Source organism: cyanobacterium endosymbiont of Epithemia turgida isolate EtSB Lake Yunoko, assembly GCF_000829235.1.
In the GTDB taxonomy this organism is placed as follows: domain Bacteria; phylum Cyanobacteriota; class Cyanobacteriia; order Cyanobacteriales; family Microcystaceae; genus Rippkaea.
This window is the reverse complement of record NZ_AP012549.1, coordinates 2,142,674-2,164,663: the sequence shown is the minus strand read 5'-3', so window position 1 is coordinate 2,164,663 and position 21,990 is coordinate 2,142,674. Positions and strand designations below refer to the sequence as shown.

The 21,990-nt window shown below is 30.5% G+C and carries 11 protein-coding genes; 5 read left to right on the top strand and 6 right to left on the bottom strand.

Features of this window, described 5'->3' with window-relative positions; translation table 11 throughout:
- Positions 1-1,159 precede the first annotated feature (1,159 nt).
- The 3 genes from hisS (at position 1,160) to tadA (ending at position 4,657) form a co-directional block, all read left to right on the top strand.
- Entirely contained in the window at positions 1,160-2,437 is a 1,278-nt protein-coding gene (gene hisS, locus ETSB_RS06750) for a histidine--tRNA ligase (protein WP_044107065.1), read from the top strand.
- A 31-nt stretch (positions 2,438-2,468) separates the two neighbouring features.
- Positions 2,469-3,701 (top strand): hypothetical protein, encoded by a 1,233-nt coding sequence (locus tag ETSB_RS06745; RefSeq protein WP_044107064.1) that lies wholly within the window; start codon positions 2,469-2,471, stop codon positions 3,699-3,701.
- Positions 3,702-4,174: 473 nt separating this feature from the next.
- The gene (gene tadA, locus ETSB_RS06740; RefSeq protein ID WP_044107670.1) at positions 4,175-4,657 is read left to right on the top strand and encodes a tRNA adenosine(34) deaminase TadA; all 483 of its coding nucleotides are present in this window, start codon (positions 4,175-4,177) and stop codon (positions 4,655-4,657) included.
- Positions 4,658-4,685: 28 nt separating this feature from the next.
- On the opposite strand, the gene ETSB_RS06735 is transcribed toward tadA, so the two are convergent.
- The 5 genes from ETSB_RS06735 to queD form a co-directional block, all read right to left on the bottom strand.
- Entirely contained in the window at positions 4,686-5,042 is a 357-nt protein-coding gene (locus tag ETSB_RS06735) for a hypothetical protein (RefSeq protein WP_044107063.1), read from the bottom strand.
- Between the two features lie 82 nt (positions 5,043-5,124).
- Positions 5,125-5,874: a polyprenyl diphosphate synthase gene (gene uppS / locus ETSB_RS06730; RefSeq protein WP_044107062.1), complete on the bottom strand. Its 750-nt coding sequence runs from the start codon at positions 5,872-5,874 to the stop codon at positions 5,125-5,127.
- Between the two features lie 2,479 nt (positions 5,875-8,353).
- A complete protein-coding gene (gene cdaA / locus ETSB_RS06725; protein WP_044107060.1) occupies positions 8,354-9,250 on the bottom strand; it encodes a diadenylate cyclase CdaA in 897 nt (298 codons plus the stop codon).
- Between the two features lie 58 nt (positions 9,251-9,308).
- The gene (lysA, locus tag ETSB_RS06720) at positions 9,309-10,733 is read right to left on the bottom strand and encodes a diaminopimelate decarboxylase (RefSeq protein ID WP_044107059.1); all 1,425 of its coding nucleotides are present in this window, start codon (positions 10,731-10,733) and stop codon (positions 9,309-9,311) included.
- Between the two features lie 893 nt (positions 10,734-11,626).
- Positions 11,627-12,013 (bottom strand): 6-carboxytetrahydropterin synthase QueD, encoded by a 387-nt coding sequence (queD, locus tag ETSB_RS06715; protein ID WP_044107058.1) that lies wholly within the window; start codon positions 12,011-12,013, stop codon positions 11,627-11,629.
- Between the two features lie 209 nt (positions 12,014-12,222).
- Between queD and ETSB_RS06710 the strand changes: the two genes are divergently transcribed.
- A complete protein-coding gene (locus ETSB_RS06710; protein WP_044107057.1) occupies positions 12,223-13,068 on the top strand; it encodes a M48 family metallopeptidase in 846 nt (281 codons plus the stop codon).
- Positions 13,069-14,617: 1,549 nt separating this feature from the next.
- On the opposite strand, the gene ETSB_RS06705 is transcribed toward ETSB_RS06710, so the two are convergent.
- Complete coding sequence (locus tag ETSB_RS06705; RefSeq protein ID WP_044107056.1) at positions 14,618-15,964, bottom strand: Mur ligase family protein; 1,347 nt, start codon at positions 15,962-15,964, stop codon at positions 14,618-14,620.
- Between the two features lie 1,328 nt (positions 15,965-17,292).
- Here ETSB_RS06705 and polA point away from each other — a divergent pair.
- Complete coding sequence (gene polA, locus ETSB_RS06700) at positions 17,293-20,217, top strand: DNA polymerase I (RefSeq protein WP_044107054.1); 2,925 nt, start codon at positions 17,293-17,295, stop codon at positions 20,215-20,217.
- Positions 20,218-21,990: the final 1,773 nt, after the last annotated feature.

The window sequence follows — 21,990 nt, the reverse complement described above, 5'->3', positions numbered from 1 at the left end:
CCAGGATGGACAGGTCTTTTGATGAAAAAATACAGTATATTAGCCATGATATTATTAGAATCTTAGGGAGTCCCAAGCTTGGAGAATTATAACTCTTCTAGCCCAGCTATGAGACAATCACACTTGATAAAAGCTGAAAGTCTTACTTTGTAGGGCTTTAACAACTCTATAAGTTTAATTTGTGCAATAGTTAAGTGTAGTGATAATAAAGGTTTTGGAATTTATTAGTTACTGACCTATCGTACTTAGCTTGAGTAGTAGAACAGAAGTAAGTATTATTGTGTTAGTCAGTGAGTGTTACAGATTGAAAAGTGCTTACAACAAATAGACACCGAAATATACTAACAGAATTGAACATAAAAACTCTACTTGATTGATATTATTTTCTTATTCTTAGGAGATTTTTAAACCCGAAAATAAAAGTAATTTTATTTTGAATAAAGTAAAGCTAAAAAAGTTCTTAAAAGAACAAAAGATAGAGCCAGTACAATTAAATTTTTAGTAATAGAGTGGAACGTGATGAAAATTGCTATTTATTTAAAATAAGCTTGCCCAATAGGTTTCGAAACAATTGATAGATGGAACAAACCTTACTTGATTAAATCATGAGGTGCTTGGTGAAACTGTGGAAGTAATCCATTGAAAATATCTAGATGAATCAGATCTAATTTTCAGGGTACTCGTGAATTATAGTTTACTTATTCCCCATAATTGAGAAAAAATCGCAAAAAATAAAACAAAATGGACATGGTTATATGGCAGTAATAGAAGCTATCTGATCATGTTTAGACATGGATGAGCAGAAAAAAATTACAGTTATTATATATAATAAAACAAAAGAGATTAATTAATAAAAAATTAAATATACAAATTTAAATCTAATTAAATTCAGTCAAGGATTAGTTTAAGATTTACACTGTTTAGTATTTTTATTGATTTTATTGTTTATTTTTTAAAAAATGTTTAATTGACTAATTAAATATTTTACTTACTTTGTTACAAGTTTTCTATATGGTGTTTCTCTTTATGTCAAAATACTCAGTCATACAAATAAATTTAACTAATAATTAAGTAACCTGTTTTATTATATTAACGGCTAATTGCTTTATAATAATTGGTGTTACATTAGCGCAAATTTTAGAATTTAAGTGCAGCCCCAATGGGTATAATTCAAACAGTACCAGGAACACGGGATATACTACCAGCAGAGATTGAATACTGGCGATATGTAGAAACTGTTACCACAGAAATTCTTGGTAGAGCAATGTATCAGGAAATTCGAGCCCCTATTTTTGAGCAAACGTCGTTGTTTGAACGAGGTATAGGAGAAGCTACCGACGTAGTGGGCAAAGAAATGTATACTTTCAAAGATAGGGGAGATCGTTCTTTAACCTTACGTCCAGAGGGAACGGCCGGCGTTGTTCGTGCTTTTTTACAAAACAACCTATACGCTGTAGGAGGAGTGCAAAGGTTATGGTACAAGGGACCAATGTTTCGCTATGAACGTCCTCAAGCTGGCCGTCAACGGCAATTCAATCAAATCGGTCTAGAACTATTTGGTAGTAGCGATCCTAGAGCAGATGTAGAAGTGATTGCCTTAGCAATTGATATTCTCAAAACATTAGGGCTACAAAGTTTTAAATTAAATTTAAATTCCGTCGGTAATCGCAATGATAGACAAAGCTATCGAGAAGCCTTAGTTAATTATTTTCTTCCCTACAAAGACGAATTGGAACTTGATTCTCAAGATCGTCTAGAAAGAAACCCTTTGCGCATTCTAGATAGTAAAAATCAACGGATAAAAGAAATTAATCAAAGTGCCCCTAATATTATTGAGTATTTGGGGTATGAGTCCCAGAAGCATTTTGACCAAGTTCAACAATTTTTAACGGATTTAAATATTAATTATTTATTAAATTCTTGTCTAGTGAGAGGTTTAGATTACTATACTCATACCGTCTTTGAAATTCAATCAGAGGATCTTGGCGCACAAAGTACAGTTTGTGGGGGAGGTCGCTACGATGATTTAGTAGCTGAACTAGGGGGACCTGATATTCCAGCTATAGGATGGGCGATTGGAATAGAACGCCTAATCATTCTCCTGAAGCAAATACAGGATACTCCAAATACATCTCCTGATTTATACATTGTGTCTAAAGGTAAAAAGGCCGAAAGCAAAGCCTTGGTCATAGCCCAAAAATTACGTCATGAAGGTTTAACTGTAGAATTAGACCTCAGTGGCGGTGCTTTTGGGAAACAATTTAAGCGAGCTGATCGCAGTGGGGCGATTGCTTGTCTTGTATTTGGAGATACGGAAGCTGAAACTCAAACCGTTCAACTTAAATGGTTAGCCAGCAAAGAACAGAACACTTTAACCCAAGAAGAATTAATTAGTCAAGTTGGGGAACTTAAAGAACAGTTGGCCAGACACATATAAACAAACTGGTAACTATATAGAGCAAGTAGCAATGAAATCTTGGGAATTTCTGATTCAAAAAGAAGGCGATCATCAATGGGTTTCCATTCCCTCATTAACCTTCGAAATTGAACCAGGCACTTATAGTCTTCTTGCTAATTCTAATCACTTTGATAGTGATCTTGAAGTTCGCATTAGTTACCAAACCTTAACATGTGAAGATTTCCCCTATAATACTCAAAACTATTCTCGTCACGTCAATCTACAGGGGTTAGTGATGATTTTTGCATTTAAAGAATTATTTACTGGAATTTGGGAAATACGCTGTCGCAACGATATAATGTCAGAATTGATTGGTGAAACTTGGCAGAAAACTCTAAAACTTCAGATTTTAGATACTGTGACTAACCGAAATTCTTTTGACGCACAAATCGACTGTTTTAGAGGTACCATTAATGATATTTCTATAGAAGAAAAAAAAAAATTATCTCAGTATAATCATTCCAACAAATTAGAAATTTACGGAACTCCCTACATTAACAACTCCTCTAATAAGATAGCCCAGTTTTATCTCCATCAATTGGAAAAATTGGTAAAGGAGAAAGTAGAGCCATTGACCGACAACTATGAGACAGATTGTCAACATAGTTCAGAGAATTTTCTTGAGTTATCTTCATCAGACGAAATAACAGCAACAACTCTCCAGCTTATCCTAGAGCAAGATACATTTCAAGGAAATCCGGATGAATATATTACCATTGCAGGAAAAATTAATACGCAAAGTTATGGAGAAAAATTAGCTTTAACAGCGCAACTTTGCTATCAATTAAGACATCCTTATACTGATGAGATGATCATGAAAATAGACTGTAGTCTTTCCGATAAAACTCTACCCTATACATTTAATCAAACATTAGTTATTCCTGACAAGCTAGAAGGTCTTCCGTATTTATCAGGAAAAGTTGTACTACAGACCATGACAGAAGTTATTATTACTCACTATCCTTTTAAAATTTATAGTAGGGAACACTACCCTGTTAATTATACTATTGAATTATTTAATACTGAGCATAAATCTTCTCATCAGTTTGAATTTAAAGTCATAGAAAGGACTAAGAAAGAATTTACAGCTATTGAATTACCAATCACTGCTAAATACACTCAAACACTAACTGAGCCTTTATCTTCATATAATCAAGGCTTGCCTCCTAAATTAAAACGTAATTCTGTATCGTTAACCACAGCAACAAAGTCTTTAAAACTACCGCCAGTTATTTTGAATTAAAGATAATTTATTCCTTGTTTTCTTTCAAATAACTTTGAACTCAACGAAAAGCCTATAGCTTATTACATATAACTCCAAATAGAACTAAAATTAATCTAGTATTTTTTACTTAAATATTGCTTTCTTAAAATTAATCTATAGACTAATTTATACAGGATAAGTTTGTTTAGGTTAAAACCCTATAAAAATATTAAGGTCAGACATTAAACTTATAAATTCAGTACTATCTTATCTTAAAAGATATATACATTTCATCACAAAGATTTAGAGTGGGAAGCTCACGCTGTTGAAACTTAGCCTGATGGTTTTATTATAGTAGTATGTCTAACAAAAAATCCTGTTGGACTACTCTTCAATTATTAAGATTTAAGTTGGTCAACATTTAAGTTTAGCTAAACTGCTTAGACACTTCTTAAAACAGCTTGAACCTTTGTCTGTCTCCGTTTTTTGTTGTTCTCGTTCCGTTACTTCAATTGATTATCCAAACCTCTTATCACACTCATCTTTATTGGATAGCAAAGGCACTCACCCTTGGACAAAAGGCGGGAGAAATGGGAGAAGTTCCCGTAGGGGCTATTATTGTTGATAGTCAGGGAAATTTAATCGCCCAGACAGCTAATCGTAAAGAAACAGATCAAGATCCTACTGCTCATGCAGAAATTATGGCTATCCGCATTGCGGCTAAAACATTGCATACTTGGAACTTAAAGGACTGCACACTCTACGTTACTCTTGAACCCTGTCCTATGTGTACAGGAGCAATTATTCAATCTCGCTTAGGATTACTCGTTTATGGATGTGACGATCCTAAGTCAGGAACCATTCGTACAGTACTGAATTTGCCCGATAGTTACTGTTCTAACCATCGTTTAGCCGTTATTTCAGGTATCTATGAAAATGAATGTCGTCAACAGTTGCAAAAATGGTTTGCGGAACGACGACAACAAGTTGAATAAAAAATAAGAAATTTACAATCAACAATGATTATCCTAATCTCTTCACTTTTTTTAACAGCCAATTAGTAATTAATTGAGGGGTATTTTTATGAACCCAATAAAAGGCGACAAAGCGAAATCCAGGTCTAGAAAACTTAGCGATTAGCTTCATTATTTGATTAAAGGGACAAATAGAAAACTTCTTATTGATTAAGTTTACTGAACCAATATCATAAAGACAATCAATAATCATCTTAAAAGTTGCCTCTTCTCTTTCTATTAAATTTTCTATTAAAATTAGTATATTTTTTTTATGTTCAGCTTCTATTTGCTCAGATTCTGAGAGTTTAGAAAGATGTTTGATCACTTTAAGAGGATTTTGTTTATACTGACGAAAAGTTAACATAGATAATTAAATAACTAACACCCTGCAGTTACTATAAACTAGATATAGTATTTTCACTAGAGATAAAACTCTTTTACTTGAACTAAACTTTCCCAAATCGCCGTTCTCTTTTTTGATAAGCTAATAAAGCTTTGTAAAACTCCTCTCGATTAAAATCTGGCCATAAGGTTTGAGTAACATATATTTCAGCATAAGCTAATTGCCAAAGGAGAAAATTACTAATTCGCATTTCCCCACTGGTACGAATTAAAAGATCGGGATGAGTAATTCCCGAAGTATATAAATAGCGTTCAAATAGAGATTCATTAATTTCTTCTGGTGCTAAAAGACCTTTTTGGATTTTAATAGCAATTGCCTGACAAGCCTGGATAATCTCTTGACGACCACCATAATTAGTAGCCACTGTAAATTGAATCCCTGTATTGTCTTGAGTATCGTTCATAGAACGGGTAATTTCTAATTGCAAAGAAGGAGGAAGAACTTCTAAATTTCCCACAAAAGAGATCCTAATATTTTCTTTCATCATTTCTCGTAGTTCACGACGTAACACTCGTTCAAATAGAGTCATCAAAAATTCTACTTCGTCAAGAGGTCTTCCCCAATTTTCCGTCGAAAAAGCATAAGCGGTCAACGCCGGAATTTTCCAGTCACGACAACAACGAAGTAAATTTTTAAGGGTATCAACACCTCGTTGATGTCCCATCATACGAGGAAGTCCACGACGCTTAGCCCAGCGTCCATTACCATCCATTATTATTGCTACGTGTTTAGGAAGACGAACTTGATCAAGATCGATGGGTAAATCCTTTGAGACAATGAATTTAAGAGTCATTATTATCTGGCAATTTATTTATTGTATGAAATTTTATTTCCTCGTACTTGGAAAAACATTTTGAGGAGTGTGTCTACAGAATTTATATGGAATAAGTTATTCTTGATTACCAATTTGCTTTCTGCCATATTGTCAACTATTTTGCTTTGATCTATTTTTATAGATTGATCATAATGGTAATGGCGATTATTTTAAACTAGCCCATGATGCTTTTACATAGTATATTATCATAGCGGCTTAAGTTTTTTGGGCTGACAAGTATGGTTATACTAAACCTATCATGTACAGATTGCAAGCATAAAGACAAAGTTTGATTATCGATAATAAGCTTATCAAAAGCCATAATTATTATACAGATAGTACTCTGGCAGACCTTATCTTTTAATTAAGTTATGCTAAACTTAATATCTTTACCTGACTCATACTTAATCTAAGGTATTAAATACTCAAATTAGTATGATGAATGAAATTATTAATTTAGAATAATTAATTATAACTAGTTTTTATATTTTAAATGGTATATTAATAGTTTTGGTTTTATAAAAAATAGATTGACAAACAACTTGCATGATTATGTTTTAGACATTTATAAATTTATATAAAGAGAATAAACTAACTATTTAAAAATTTACTTAAATCAAAAATATATCCATCTCAACATTAATCGTTGTCAAACTAAATATACTGAAATATATAATATAAAAAAATATTAAATATTCCTTAAGAAGAGGGATAGTAGTAACTATATAAACAAGAAGATCTGAAGTAGTAATCATACTTAAGTTAAGAGCTATACCTTCATCATAAAAAACTTAAAATTTAACTTATTTTAAGTTTTTTGTTTAATTATATTGAACAAATTACGAAAATATAGATAATCAAAAATTTTCTATTTTATTAAGTTTTTGAAACCCCTAATAAATTTAAAGTTTATCTATTAACGTTCATAGGGTTTCTGTTGACTATAATTATGGAAAGTACGCTAGCTTCTATTTTAATTATTAAAGACGCTCTTCTCTTGTCAAAACATGCTATTTAATATAAGCTTGTAATGAAAATACCTTTACAATATTTAGCTATATTTTTCACTAAATATTTATTGCTTAAATTCAAATATATTATATTTATTTTTAATATTTAACCAAATAAGTTTCTTTTGCTTTATCAATTCAATAAAATTAAATATATATGACATTCATAGTACTCGGTTATACTAGCAATTAGTGATTATAAAATCATACTCTAAATTTTTATTTTTAATTGGCTTAAATCTAATTGTAAATTTACTTTTTAAAGTAAATTTACAATTAATCTTTCTTTCTGATATTTTGATATTCAACTTCGATATATAGTCTCTGAGCTTTTTAAATCAATCTAATTTTCTTGAATACTAGAATTTGTTAAATGTTAACAAGTCACTTTTGGCATTTGTTTATGTGCTGGCCTTAATTTTAATTAATAGACTAATTTTTAAACTAATTTATCAGTTAAATTGTTTAACCATTTTTTTCCAAGTAATTATATTTTTTGCTATAATTAAGGCAGTAAAACTAAATAATACGTTCTAAATTTTATTTTTATCTAGATTATTTTTTTATTGTTTTAATATAAGTAAATTTCTACAATTAGATTTAAACTAAAATAGTTAGAGGTTCAAAAAAAATTAACTAAAATTTAAAAAATTAATTCGAGTTAATAAACCAATACCTTAAATTTATATCCTAGTGTGTAAATTGCATATAATAAAGTAAAAAGTTTTAATAAATAAGTAAAAACCCTTGTAAAAAATAGTTAAATTTAAATAAGAATAAATATATATTTTGCCCAAACAAAAAAAGATTAAGGAAATAAAAAAAAGTTATAAATATACCAATTTTAATGCGATATCTAAAACAAATCTTTTAAAAACTTTGTTTTAGATATTAAGGCTGTTTATTGAGATTAGCTGATTGATATTAAACCATCTATTCACTGGATAAAAAATAAACAATAAAGCCATGGCTTAGGGTAACAACTATTATACAATTTTTTTATTCATGAAAAAATTGTATAATAGTATATTTTATTGATAACAAATTAAATTGAGGTTAATTCAAAGAAGAGTTTATATACTCAGAAAGTTAATCGATATTTAACTTCAATATTTCCTGACTTGGTATTTTACTAGTTAATTGTTGTATATCATCAATCTGGTATAACCACAACTATCAAGTTTTTAGAGTTAGGTATTGATATTATATAAGTTTGTTTACTTGTGCCTGTTAATTGAAGTTTTCTAAATTATTAGAAATGATTTTTAGCTTAACTGAACTTTTGATGCTAGAAAGCCATAAGATTATAATATAGCCTTATTTAGCATGTTAATAACAGTCAGACTATTCAAATCCTGTATAAGACTTTCAAGACGTTAATATTCGGGTTTTATCTGACAGGTTCTATAGAACTTGATTGCTGGATATCACTAACTTATCAGTTATCATTACTTTCGAACATTTTGAGACCTCAAAGAAGCAAGCAAGTTTCGTATTTGTGAGCCAAGAGTACGACTGACAAGTCCTAAACCAGGGGCTACAGACTCTCGCTCGACAAGTAGAGATAATTTTTCTTCGAGAAGTTCTTTTAACTTACTACTAGTCAGAGGACGATCAAGAGTTCCACCTTGGGCTAAAGAAATCGAGCCTGTTTCCTCAGAGACTACTACACATAAACAATTACCAACTCGTTCTGTAATGCCCATAGCTGATCGATGTCGTGTTCCTAGTTGTCGATGAGCAGTTCGTTCGGATAGGGGTAAAATCACTCCTGCTGAGACAATACGCGACCCGCGAATAAAAATAGCCCCATCGTGTAAGAGAGTTTTCGGCTGAAAAATTGTTTGAAGTAATTCTTTCGAGACTTCTCCATTGAGGGGAACCCCTGGATTCACAAATACTCTTGTATCCACAGAAGCAATTGTTTCTAGAACCATTAAGGCTCCTGTTCTATTTTGAGAGAGTTCTTTAACCGCATCAACAATTTCATCGACTACACTATCAGGCTTAGGAGTTGGAAGTCGTCGTTGAAATAATTGTAGCATTTGTCCACGTCCCAATAATTCAAGAAATCGTCGGAATTCTCCCTGAAAAATTACTGCCATAGCAACGGCGGACCCCAACACTAATTTATCCAGGACAACTTCGAGCAGCCTAAGTTGAAGCCGTTGGCTGATCACTTGTGCCAGCATTAAAATAATTAACCCTCGCACTATCCAGAGAGTACGACGTTCCCCAATGGCAAGAAGAATTAAATAAGTCAGCAGTAGCACCAATGCAATATCAATGCCATTGTGGATTAGCCCGGAGGGTATCCAGCGAGGGCCAGGAGTATCACCCGACATGATGGAGGATGGTAGAGATTAAGGAGCAATCAAAATAACAAGCAATGAGGGATTTAAATTAAGACAGTAGCCTTTCAGGAAGGTGATCTTGACGAATTAAATCATCATAGGTTTCTCGTTTGATCACTAGATTAGCTTCTCCATCTTTAACTAAGACAGCAGCTGGTCTAGGAAGACGATTATAATTAGAAGCCATACTATAGTTATAGGCTCCTGTTCCCATCACTACCAGAATATCCCCTGGTTGGGTTTGAGGCAACTGAGTATTTTTAATCAGAATGTCTCCAGACTCACAGTGTTTGCCCGCGATAGTGACAGTTTCCGTGCAGGGTTCTAACATTCTATTAGCTATCACCAGACAATAGAGCGATTTGTAGGTAATGGGACGAGGGTTATCAGACATTCCACCATCTACAGCGATATAGGTTCGCAGTTGAGGAATTTCTTTTCGACTGCCTATAGTATAGCCAGTGACACAGGCTGATCCCACCAAAGAACGTCCAGGTTCAGCGATGAGTTTAGGGTAGGGAAATTGATAACTATCACATGCTTTCATTACGGAGCGACTCACTCCTTTAACCCATTGTTCTATACTGGGGGGATTGTCATCTTTCATATAGCGAATGCCCAAGCCTCCGCCAATATTTAATTCTTGCAAGACTAATTCATAACTTTGGGCTTTTTGAAGCAACTCCACCATAACTTCTCCTAAGTCTTGATGGGGTTGTTCCTCAAAAATTTGAGAGCCAATATGGGCATGTAACCCCCGGCAATCAAAGCATGATTGCTGACTAATATATTTAAAAACGGTATCGAGTTGGTAGAGATCGAAGCCAAATTTGCTGTCTAGATGTCCTGTGCGAATATACTCATGAGTATGACATTCAATTCCTGGAGCTAAGCGCACAAGGATGGGAATACTCATGGAAGCAGTTTGATTGCCTAGTTGAGCTAGAGTTTCTAATTCGAACCAATTATCAACAACAATAGTGCAATTAACCTCAATAGCTAGTTTTAGTTCTGCAAGAGACTTATTATTGCCATGAAAGTAAATTTGTTGGGCAATTTGTTCAGAGGTGCGTCCCATCTTCTCTAAAGTCTTGAGGGTAGTATACAGTTCTCCCCCCGATACAACATCAAAACCTAATCCTTCACTAGCAACAATACTGGCAATGGCTAAGCAACTCCAAGCTTTAGAGGCATAAATGACTTGAGAGGGTCCTTGATAGTGACGCTTGAAAGCTTCTCTATATTGACGACAGGCACTTCGTAGAGTTGCTTCATCGAGAACATAAAGAGGAGAACCAAATTGTTTAATTAGGGTCCTAAGATCGCAACCGCCAATTTCTAAGCAATTATGATTATTGATCTTAGCAGTTAGGGGGAATAATGACTGGTTTGGTGATCGCTCACCCTGTTCTAGAATTTCTTTCTCTAAATAGTCTTGCCCTGAATGGGTTTTCTTTTGCTCTGTCGATAACATAGTTCACGGTTGATAGATGGGTATTAATATTTAAAATCTAGTCTTAAGTAAGACTAAAGGAAGAAATTCAACAAGCGTCTCCTCACACAGACCTTCCAGAGGTTTATAGTGTTATAATGTAACTGACGCTAAGACTCCCTGTATCTAGTCTACAATTGAATCTCTTGTGTGGTTGTTGGGATTTTCTTAACTTCTTACTATCTAGCTCTCTTCATAGGCTTTATCTTCTGTCTTCCTTCTTTAAGAATTCCTCCAAAAGCTTTCTATTAAATGTATTACACTACATCTACTCTTAAGAGTAACGCAAAAATTTTCTTTGCCAGGAAGGATCTTGTGCCTTCTTGCGAATTAGCTAGTAATTGAAGATCTAAAACCAAAACAGAGAAAATTATCTGCACTTTAGTCCGGTCGAGAAGTACTCAGTTAGAAGGTTTGTTCTAATTTAATTATTTTTGTATGATCCATATTACTTAGCTCAATCGTCAAATTTTGTGTCAATGTTGAAGATCACTTATCGATAAACGTACTTAATCAAACTTCAGCAAGTGCATTTCGTTGTACTTTTGTAGCTATCTATGTTTTTTCTTAGGAATCGTTTTTGAGCTAAACGCACTAGAGATTAGAAAGATAAGAAACTTCCTGAGAATAATTCTTGATCTTGAAGATATAGAGTTAACTAACTGAACCCCAAAATTATTTAAATTTTCTTTGATTTATAGTGTTTCATCACAGTAGATGACTCTTCTTAGTGAAGAAATATGATTAAATGAATAAAAAATAATACAAAACAATCAGCAACTAAATAACACAGATACAAGAAACAAGTTTTTGATAGTAATTAAACCTATTTCTTTACAAGGCTAAACTCATTAGCAATCTAACTATTAGTTTAGTCAATTCTCTTTAGTGAATCTCGCTCCAGCAGTGCAAGTTTCTTGAATTTCTACTCCTTGCAGTCCTTGCAGTCCTGCTAATTCAAGTTTCTCAAAAATCCATTTGGCGATTATTTCACAGGTGGGATTTTCTAGTTCCATGGTTTCGTTCAGGTAGTAATGATCCAAAAACTGCTCTAATAGGGGGTTTAAATGCTTCTTAATATCGCTAAAGTCAGTAACCATACCTTGTTTAGGTCCTTTTTTAATCAGGTTATTACTTTTGATGTAAACCCGTCCTATCCAACTATGACCATGAAGACGGGAACATTTGCCATCGTGGTGGGGCAACCGATGGGCAGCCTCAAAGCGAAACTCTTTATAAATTAACCAATTATCAGTATTCATAATTCATATCAATAGTAGTAATTTCATTAAAATCGATTGTAAGAAATAAAAAAGGTTAAATTGGTGATAGTCAGGATTTGATCTTAATTAAATTTATAGTAGACACTTACAGTAGGTGTAACACTTGAACTATCACTAACTTAGTAAAGAGTAATAATACTATAAATAACTGATTTCTTCACTTTATCTGGCTTATTAGCTTATTCAAAATGATTAGATCTTTTTTTTGTTTCCATCGCTTCTGGGTTTATTCTTGTCTTTTTTTATTAGTGATAATCTTTGTTATTCTAAGCAATATTCAATCAAGTTATAGCCAGTCTTGGTTGAATTTACTCTTTCAAGGAGTACAGGTAATTCAATTAACTACTATGTCTGATTTTCAAGAAGTAAAACTTGCTCAACAAATTAATGATGAATTAATCCGTTCGGGTCAGTTTCACATTTCCCAAAATCCTCAATTAAATCAAGCTATTGAACATATTGGACGACGGCTAGCCCCTACAAGTGAACGTCCTAACCTTCCTTATACTTTTCAGGTAGTCGATGATATATCTATCAATGCTTTTGCGACAATGGGGGGGTTTGTTTATATTAACACTGGGTTAATGGCAACGGCAGAAAACGAAGCTGAATTAGCCAGTGTAGTTGCTCATGAAGTTGCTCATATTACTGCTCGTCATTCTATCATTCAAATGCGCGATATTGCTCTTTCTCAAGGGTTAATGTCAGCAGCTGGCTTAAGGGAAAATACGATTGTTCAATTAGGGGTGCAATTAGGGCTCAATCTTCCTCACAATAGAAAGTCTGAATTAGAGGCAGATCGATTAGGCTTAATAAACTTAAGAAATGCTGGATATGCCACCATTGGAATGGTCACTTTCATGCAGAAATTAATGCAACAAAATGGATCTTCTGTTCCTGACTTTTTAAGTACTCATCCAGCTACGTCAGATCGATTGAGAGCATTAAATCAAGCCGTTGATGATCAACGATCATATCAAGGGGATGGTCTAGACAATCAAGCCTATCAACAAAATATTCGTCGTTTTTTGTAAAAGTGCAGCTTGACTTAAGTAATTAAGGAGATCATTAACCACCTGTTTGACTCCATCATCTATTCTGTAAAATTCCTTAAAATTGACATGGACTAGCTACATATAGAGTTAATTTTAAGCAAAACATAATAATTTTGTTCGTGCCTTGATCTGTTTTTTCATAGAACTACTTTGTAACGGAAAATTCTTTACCGTATCATTGCTGAAAATTTTTGCTTAACAATATAGCTTTAATTCTTAATTGCAACATTGATAACTTGGAGTTTTTACTCTCTAAAAATATTTGAATTAGTTCGTTTATACCTTTTATTTTTGTTGATATATTTTCTCAAATATTGCAATTTTTTTTTGAGTAAATTATTTTTTGTATAAAAATACATATCAAAACCTATTTGGAAGTTGAGATGCAGGTTAGTTCTAGTATTTAATTATCTTCGAACTTTTGTGCTATAAACTAAATAATATTAACTGGTAAGATAAAAAATAAGTATAAATAAATAAACTTCAATGACTTTATAAGTTCTTTTTCTTCTACTTTTTAATAGTCCCACAATCATTCTATTTTTTGAATAATTTAGCTAACAATTATGGTTACACCGAACTAATTATGTAGAATTAGCGTAATTAACTGCCAGGTCAATAAATTTCAGAGTTAAAACCTGACAAAATGTATGATTCTATGAGCTTTTCTCTTAATTAACTTTAATTTATAACCAATATCTTATATTATTTTTTGTCAACATAGGCAATAAATTATCTTGATTAAATGTTTAAGCTAATTATTCTATACCTTTTTATGTACAAGAAACAAGTTTTTAACACTAATCAATAAATTCAAAGAGTCCCGATATTTAGTCTAAGTTTTTATTTAGATTTATCTCTTATATACTTAATTTAATCCTAATATATTTTTATCTTTGACTAATATTTGCAATAATTTTACTCCGTTTCACTCCTATGTTAATTTGTTATGACAGAAAAATTTTATTAACGGCAAAATTTTTATATTATTAAAGTTTTAATTGCCGTTTAAATATTTTTTAACTTCTGAGAATTTATGGCAATTTTTATTTATTATAGAGGACAACTATCATGTTTTTATTTGAGATAAAATAAAAATTTTTGTGTTTTATTTGTCAATTTTATATATTAATTACTAACATACTTTTTACAAAATCAATATGCTTAAATGTCTCTTATTAAGATGACGGTATCAAATAATATTTATTCAACAAAAGAGGAGTACTGTCGAGCATAATTTTTGGGGCAGATCAACTAAAAATTAATTTTTATATCTAATTCAATTAAACACAAAGATAAAATAATTAGTATTTTAACCATATTTTATTAAAGTTATGTTCTAGTTTAACTTGAAACAAATAATATTTAAATAGGATTTATTTTGTATTTAATTACATTAAGATGGCAGCAAACATGTTTCATTCTATAAATTAGTTTATAGAATGAAACATAACTTAAGTAAAACTTTGTAAATTAAATTTTATTATTTAAATTTTTATATAAAAAGATATAAGTTTAACTAATTTATTTAAAGAATTTGACGGCCTATTAAAATACCTCGTACTTCTAACATAGCAGAATAGGTAGGGATAATATTTAGAGTTCCATTAGAAGGAGTCAAGGTTAAAGCAGTTTGAATAGCTTCTTTTAAGTCCTCTTTTACAACCAATTTGACTGAATTTTTGTGACTAGTAAGAGTTTCTTGACTATATTCCAATCTTAGTGCCATGTCATAGACACGATCTCCACTAACAATTAAAGTTCCTCCTAGATCAATTAATTTTTCCGTATCTACATCCCAAATCCAAGAAACATCGGTTCCATCAGGGATTCGATCATTTAAAACCATTAGAGTTGTAGAAGCCTTTCCCGTTACGTTTAAGTCATTAACAGCACGTATTGTCTCATTCATTCCTACAGGATTTTTTGATAATAAAATACGGATATTTGTGCCATCAATAGTCAATTCTTCTGACCGTCCAAAAGCTGCTCTAAAGTTTTTAATGCTGTCAAAAATATGTGCCACCTCAATTCCCAATTCCTGAGCAACTAATCCAGCTGCTAAACTATTATATTTGTTGTAAAGTCCAACCAAAATTTGTGGCCAGCCTTTGCTAGAAAAGGCAGTTTTACTTTTCATAAATCCACAACTAGGACAATTAAAATCTCCTAAATGAGAAAAGTAAATACCTCGATAATCGAGAATACAACCACAACGAGGACAGTAAATAGAATCAACAGCGTGGGGAATTTCTTTAAGGTATAAATTCGGTTCATTTAGTCCAAAATAACGCACTTTTTGCGATAATTGTTGACCTAAATAAGAGAGACTTGGATCATCAGCATTGAGAATTACAGTAGTATCAGAAGGAAGGAGAGCGAATGCCGTTAGCCATCCTTGACTAATAGTATCAATTTCCCCATAACGATCAAGTTGATCTCGAAACAAATTTAAACATAAAATTATTCGAGGTTGACACTCTTTAAGTAATAAAGATACAATATTTTCATCAACTTCTAGAATTGCATAGTCAACTGTTAATTTACCAATTAAACTTGTATTCTTTAACAGAGCCGTGACTAAACCATTAATTAAATTAGCTCCAGTATCATTATGAGCAACTTTGAACCCTTGGTTTTTAAGAATAGTTCGCAACAATAGAGAAGTGGTAGTTTTTCCGTTAGTTCCTACTACTAGAATAACCCCTTGTTTGACTTGCTCACACAGTAAAAATAATAGTTTAGAATGAAAACGACGGGCGATTGCTCCAGGCAAAACACTAGCCGCTCCTAAATTTAATAAATGAACTACAGCGGTGACTGTCTTAGCTACTGCCACTGCTAACCCCAAACGAATGCGGTCAATTTTATTCATCAGTCCTTTAGAATTAATATCTATGTGTTCTCTAAATTATGAACGATTAGAGGAAGATTGTTAAGAGAATAGAAGTTCACAAGATTTATTTTAAATCTTGTGAACCTTCATAACACTCGGTATTATATTATGAGTTAGGATATTGATAGAGTTAAAAAACTTTATTCTTCAGTACGCTGTACATCTTACAGTTGTATTACGATATTATTGTCGCACTGCTTTTAAAAACCCTCATTATACCGAACTAATAATCTAAATGTAGACTAAATTGATAAAATTGTGAATCGAGAAACTTAGGAGTTGATAATTGACAAAATTTTAGTTCTATGAGCTCTCTTTTTAATCAACTTTCAAGTTTTTTAAATTCTCGTTTAAACTTTTTTGATAATTTATCTAATTGAGTCTTAACTTATTTCATCAAATAGAATTGCTCTCTTATTATCTTAGTTTGCAATATTAACATTAATTTATTTATAATACTCTTATAGGAGTTTTCAATATCTAGATTAATTTATTCAATATTATTCAAAACTTCTTTATGGTTAGACTTTGGCTATTTGACTATAGTTACTACACTCATTTCTTTATATAAATCAGCAATACGCAATTACTTCTTTTTTCTTTAATCACAGCAATTTCATTAATTACTAACCGTTTCAATTTCTAAAATTTTTGTATTTATGATTGTTAATCTAAATCTTCGAGCATTATTTTGATTTCTTGTTAACCTATTTTATTAATTTTAGCTAGATTTTAAATCTCACTATTTAAGAAAATTTAAATAATTACCTTGAATCTTTTATTCTATATTTTTTACTTTGGAGAAAGTTTAACTTTTATCGTATTGATTTTTACATTAATTTTGTATTATTTTACACAAATCAATTTGTAACAATTAATTTTGAGATAGATTACTTTCTTTATATAAGAAAAATATCTAATAGTTAATTCATTATTTTATCGAATGGAGATATTAAGCTTCATATTATTAATATAATATATAAAATCTGCAATAATATTATTCGTTTAATAAATATTTTTTATTAATTTGTAATTGATAAATAAACTTTATATTCATATTTTTAATATTTATATAATAAATTTCATGGTATCGACGATATATTATTGATCAATAAAATATTAAATTAACTGAATTAAACCAGTATTTACTAACTTGATATAACTAAGTTATACGAGTTTAAACTGTTGAGTTATTCACTTATTTAAACTCATTTTTAAGAATTATAAGAATTATAAGTTAATCTAATAAAAACTATCCTAAAAAAAAATACGTTAAGATTAAAAGAGACTAATCTACGATTTTTTTAATGCAGGATCAGAAATCTTTACCACTTTTTATTCTTATTGATGGTCATTCTCTAGCGTTTCGGGCTTATTATGCTTTTGCTAAAGCTAGAAATGGTCCTTTACAGACTTCTACAGGAATTCCTACCAGTGTTTGTTTTGGATTTTTAAATTCGTTAATTCAAATTCTTGTAGATCAAAAACCTCAATATCTAGCTATTGCTTTTGATCTACAAGAGCCCACTTTTCGCCATAAAGTTGATGCTAACTATAAGGCAAATCGTCAAGAAACCCCTGAAGATTTTATTTGTGACCTTGAAAATCTTCAAGAATTGTTACAGGCATTAAACATAGAAATTGTAACTTGTTCAGGTTATGAAGCGGATGATGTGTTGGGAACTTTAGCTGAAAAAGGGAATCAATCAGGATGTCAAGTTAAAATTATAAGTGGTGATCGTGATCTTTTTCAATTGGTTGATGAAAGCAAAAATATTAGTGTTTTGTATTTAGAAAGAAGTGTAATAAAGAATCTATCGTCTGAAGGTTATACAGAATTTGATTCTAAAGCTGTAGAAGCTAAACTAGGAGTGAAACCTACTCAGGTAATTGATTATAAAGCCCTATGTGGAGATAGATCGGATAGTATTCCAGGAGTTAAGGGAATTGGAGATAAAACAGCTATAAAATTTTTAAAAAAATATAGTAACCTGCAAGAAATTTATAGTAATCTAGATCAAATAAAAGGAGCTAATAATAGAAAACTAAAAGAGGGAATGCAAGATGCAGAGCACTCTCGTAATTTAGCTAAAATTATAACTGATATCCCGATAGAGATTGATTTAAACCAATGCAAGTTAAAAAAAATTAATTTGTCTTCCTTAAAAAGGATATTACAAAAGCTAGAGCTTAATAAGTTTCTAAAAGAAATTGATCAAATAAAATATATTTTTGAAGGAACTCCCGATTTTGTTTGTCAAGAAATTGACAAACAAAAATATGGATGCGAACCCAGACAACTCTCTTTGTTTCCTAGCAAAAAAATAGTTAAAATTTCTAATAAATTAATCACTAATAACTATTTCAATTTATCGCAAATAAAACCTGAAATTATTACAGATTTAGAGCAGTTAAATAACTTGGTTAGCCGACTTAAACAATATATAGGATATCAACATTTTATTGCTTGGGATACTGAAACAACGTCATTAGAACCTAGGGATGCGGAACTAGTTGGAATTGGCTGTTGTTGGGGTCATAAAATAACGGATATAGCTTATATTCCCATAGGACATACAAAAGGAGTTCAACTCAACAAAAAGGTAGTTTTAGAAAAATTACGACTAATTTTGGAGAATGATCAATATGCTAAAGTTTTTCAAAATACGAAATTTGACCGTTTGGTTTTACATCATCAAGGAATTAACCTGACCGGTATAGTGTTTGACACGATGTTAGCCAGTTATGTTTTACATCCTGAAATGAGTCATAATTTGAGTGATTTATGTTATCGATATTTACCTGAAATTATTCCCAAAAGTTACAAGGAATTAGGTATCGTCAAAGGGGAAACTATTGCCAGTTTAGACATTAAAATTGTTGCAAATTATTGTGGAATGGATGCTTATATTACTTATTTATTAGTTGACAAATTAGAAGTTGAATTAGAATCAATTAAAATTTTAAAAAAATTACTCATAGAAGTAGAACAACCCTTAGAATCTGTCTTGGCAGCTATGGAAGATACAGGGGTTCGTGTTGATACCAATTATTTGCAGGAATTATCTAAGCAATTACAACAAGACTTAGAATTTATAGAAGAACAAGTATACCAAGAAGCAGGAAAAAAATTTAATTTAGGTTCTCCTAAACAACTTGGAGAAGTTTTATTTGAAAACCTAAACTTAGATTCCAAGAAATCCCGAAAAACTAAACTTGGATATTCTACCGATCATGCTACCTTAGAAAAACTGCAAGGAGATCATCCGATCATTGATTATATTTTAGAATATCGTACTCTATCTAAATTAAAATCGACTTACGTGGACGCTTTGCCTGCATTGGTTCGTGATGATACCCAACGAATTCACACTGACTTTAATCAAACGGTGACAGCAACCGGAAGATTATCTTCTTCCAATCCTAACTTACAAAATATTCCCATTCGTTCCCAATTTTCTCGTAAGCTTCGCCAAGCATTTATTCCTGAAGAAAATTGGCTATTAGTGTCAGCAGATTATTCGCAAATTGAATTGAGAATTTTAGCACATTTAAGTCAAGAATCTGTATTATTAGAAGCATATCGAAATTGTCAGGATGTTCATACTGTAACTGCTAAGCTTTTATTTAATAAAGAAACTATTACCCCAGAAGAAAGAAATCTAGGTAAAACAATTAATTTTGGGGTAATTTATGGAATGGGTGCTCAAAGGTTTGCCAGAGAAGCAGGAGTAACAGTAGCAGAAGGAAAGATATTTATTAATAAGTATCGTCAGCGATATTCTAGGGTATTTGAGTTTTTAGAAAAGACGAAAATCGAAGCAATTACTAAAGGATTTGTAACAACTATTTTAGGAAGAAGACGATATTTTAATTTTATTACAGATAGGTTGCAAAAACTTAAAGGTACTAATCCCCAAAATATTAATTTAAATGAGTTACATCTAAATTATACAGATGCCCAATTGTTACGTGCTGCAGCTAATACACCAATTCAAGGATCAAGTGCTGATATTATTAAAGTTACTATGATTAAAATACAAAAAATTCTGAGTCATTATAAAGCAAATTTATTGTTGCAAGTTCATGATGAACTTGTTTTTGAAGTTCCTCCAGAGGAATGGGATGACTTACAAAAAAAAATCAAACAAACCATGGAAAATGCTGTTATTTTAACAGTTCCTTTAGTGGTTAATATTTATTCAGGTAACAACTGGATGGAAGCAAAGTGAATATCATGGGCGATTATGATAAGTTATTTTTTTATAAAATAAAGTCAAGATAGTTGTTGGTTTTAAATTTCAATATAATTTTACTTCACTTATTTTTATACGATAATCAAAATCATTGAATACTATTTAATAGTTTTAAATAGCTTTTAATAGCTTTTAATTTTTATTTGTTGAATATTATCTGTAGGTTTAATTTTCTATACAGAATAACTACTTAATATCCTTAATGTAGAAGATCTAGATTTGTATACTTGTTTAGTTTATTACAAAAGTAATCCAAATAAACTATTTTGGGTTAACTGTTTCCTATTACTAACCTTATTTTTTAAACAAGTAAAATTCAAATAGTTGATCTATAATTAATCTCAATGAAGTTAGTTGATTGAATCAATAACCTTTTTATTATTAATATTTTTTGGGCTATTAAATACTTAACAAATTTGTATAAGTAGTAGATTGACTAAACACTTTCAGCTATAGCAATAAGTACTAATTATTTAAGAATTGATAATTATTTTAAGCATAATTTTTTTAGCAAAACCTATTATATAGGGGTTTTTGCTAAAAAAATTATGCTTAAAATAAGGGAGACTTTTTTATTTATTTTGAGATATAATTAACAATTACTTTGATATAATCTAAATACATGACTGAGATTTATTTTTTAAAATTATTAAAATAAAATTATTTAGTAAATTAAACTAAATCCAACAGTCAAAATTTATTGATAATAAGAGGTAAATAATATAAAGTAAAATTACGTATAGCTAATCTGATTTAGCTATAGATATAAGGTTTTAACATTTAAAAATAAGTGTTTAAAACACAAATATATTTTGATGTAGTAAAGATAATATTTACTTTTAAATAAAATATTATTAATAATACACATTTTATATGGCAATAATTACTAATTTTTTAAACAGATAAATTTATAAACTGCTTCAATAATTAGTTTATAAATTAAAATAAAGGCTAATAAATAACCCAATATAAATAAGCTCAAAAGTAGTTTTTAAAATAAAAAATAAAATGGTGTTTGAAAGCGTAGTACTAAAGAAAATATAATTATTTTTTAAAAGTAAAATACTATTGTCATAATCCAAGATTAAAATATAAAAAATATCTATTAAATATTTATTTTTAAAAATTGAAAAAATAATCTAGTATCTCAAATATATATAAGGTTTTCGATGTATGTGAAAGAAGATTAGAACTAATCCTAATAAAAGTTTTAACTTCTATTAGGAATAGACTAACTGCTCTGGACTACCAGAGTTATAGATACATGAGTATCTATAAATTTATAAAAATACTAATGAGATAAATATTATATTTATGAAATTAAATTCACTTATGTAAGTTTGAAATGGCTGAATTTAGTTGACTAAAATTTAGCTAAAAATATAAGGCTATAAAGAATAAATAAATAATATTTGCTAGCTTATTTTTGATAATTAGAACCAGCAGAAAAATCATAAACATTAGCAAATAAGCCTTGAATTGATAAGTGTTCTGAAATAAAAGAAAAAAATAAAATGAATTTAACCAATAATAATGAGTTCAATTCATTGTATTTTTTAAGCTGGTGTATAAATTTAATTTAGTATCCTCTACTTTTAGTAGCTATTTTGTAGTAGAAATCATAGTTATTTATAATATTTATAGCTATGATATAAATAAGATTTTATCAAACAAAATATTTATGTGTTATTAAACATGTTATTTTTCCTATATTAAGAGTTAAATATTTTGTTTTTTAGTATACTACTA

What these genes read in the sequence shown, in the direction of transcription:
- hisS (WP_044107065.1), top strand. Translation starts at nt 1,160, where the DNA reads ATGGGTATAATTCAAACAGTACCAGGAACACGGGATATACTACCAGCA.
- ETSB_RS06745 (WP_044107064.1), top strand. Translation starts at nt 2,469, where the DNA reads ATGAAATCTTGGGAATTTCTGATTCAAAAAGAAGGCGATCATCAATGG.
- ETSB_RS06735 (WP_044107063.1), bottom strand. Translation starts at nt 5,042, where the DNA reads ATGTTAACTTTTCGTCAGTATAAACAAAATCCTCTTAAAGTGATCAAA.
- uppS (WP_044107062.1), bottom strand. Translation starts at nt 5,874, where the DNA reads ATGACTCTTAAATTCATTGTCTCAAAGGATTTACCCATCGATCTTGAT.
- cdaA (WP_044107060.1), bottom strand. Translation starts at nt 9,250, where the DNA reads ATGTCGGGTGATACTCCTGGCCCTCGCTGGATACCCTCCGGGCTAATC.
- lysA (WP_044107059.1), bottom strand. Translation starts at nt 10,733, where the DNA reads ATGTTATCGACAGAGCAAAAGAAAACCCATTCAGGGCAAGACTATTTA.
- queD (WP_044107058.1), bottom strand. Translation starts at nt 12,013, where the DNA reads ATGAATACTGATAATTGGTTAATTTATAAAGAGTTTCGCTTTGAGGCT.
- ETSB_RS06710 (WP_044107057.1), top strand. Translation starts at nt 12,223, where the DNA reads ATGATTAGATCTTTTTTTTGTTTCCATCGCTTCTGGGTTTATTCTTGT.
- ETSB_RS06705 (WP_044107056.1), bottom strand. Translation starts at nt 15,964, where the DNA reads ATGAATAAAATTGACCGCATTCGTTTGGGGTTAGCAGTGGCAGTAGCT.
- polA (WP_044107054.1), top strand. Translation starts at nt 17,293, where the DNA reads ATGCAGGATCAGAAATCTTTACCACTTTTTATTCTTATTGATGGTCAT.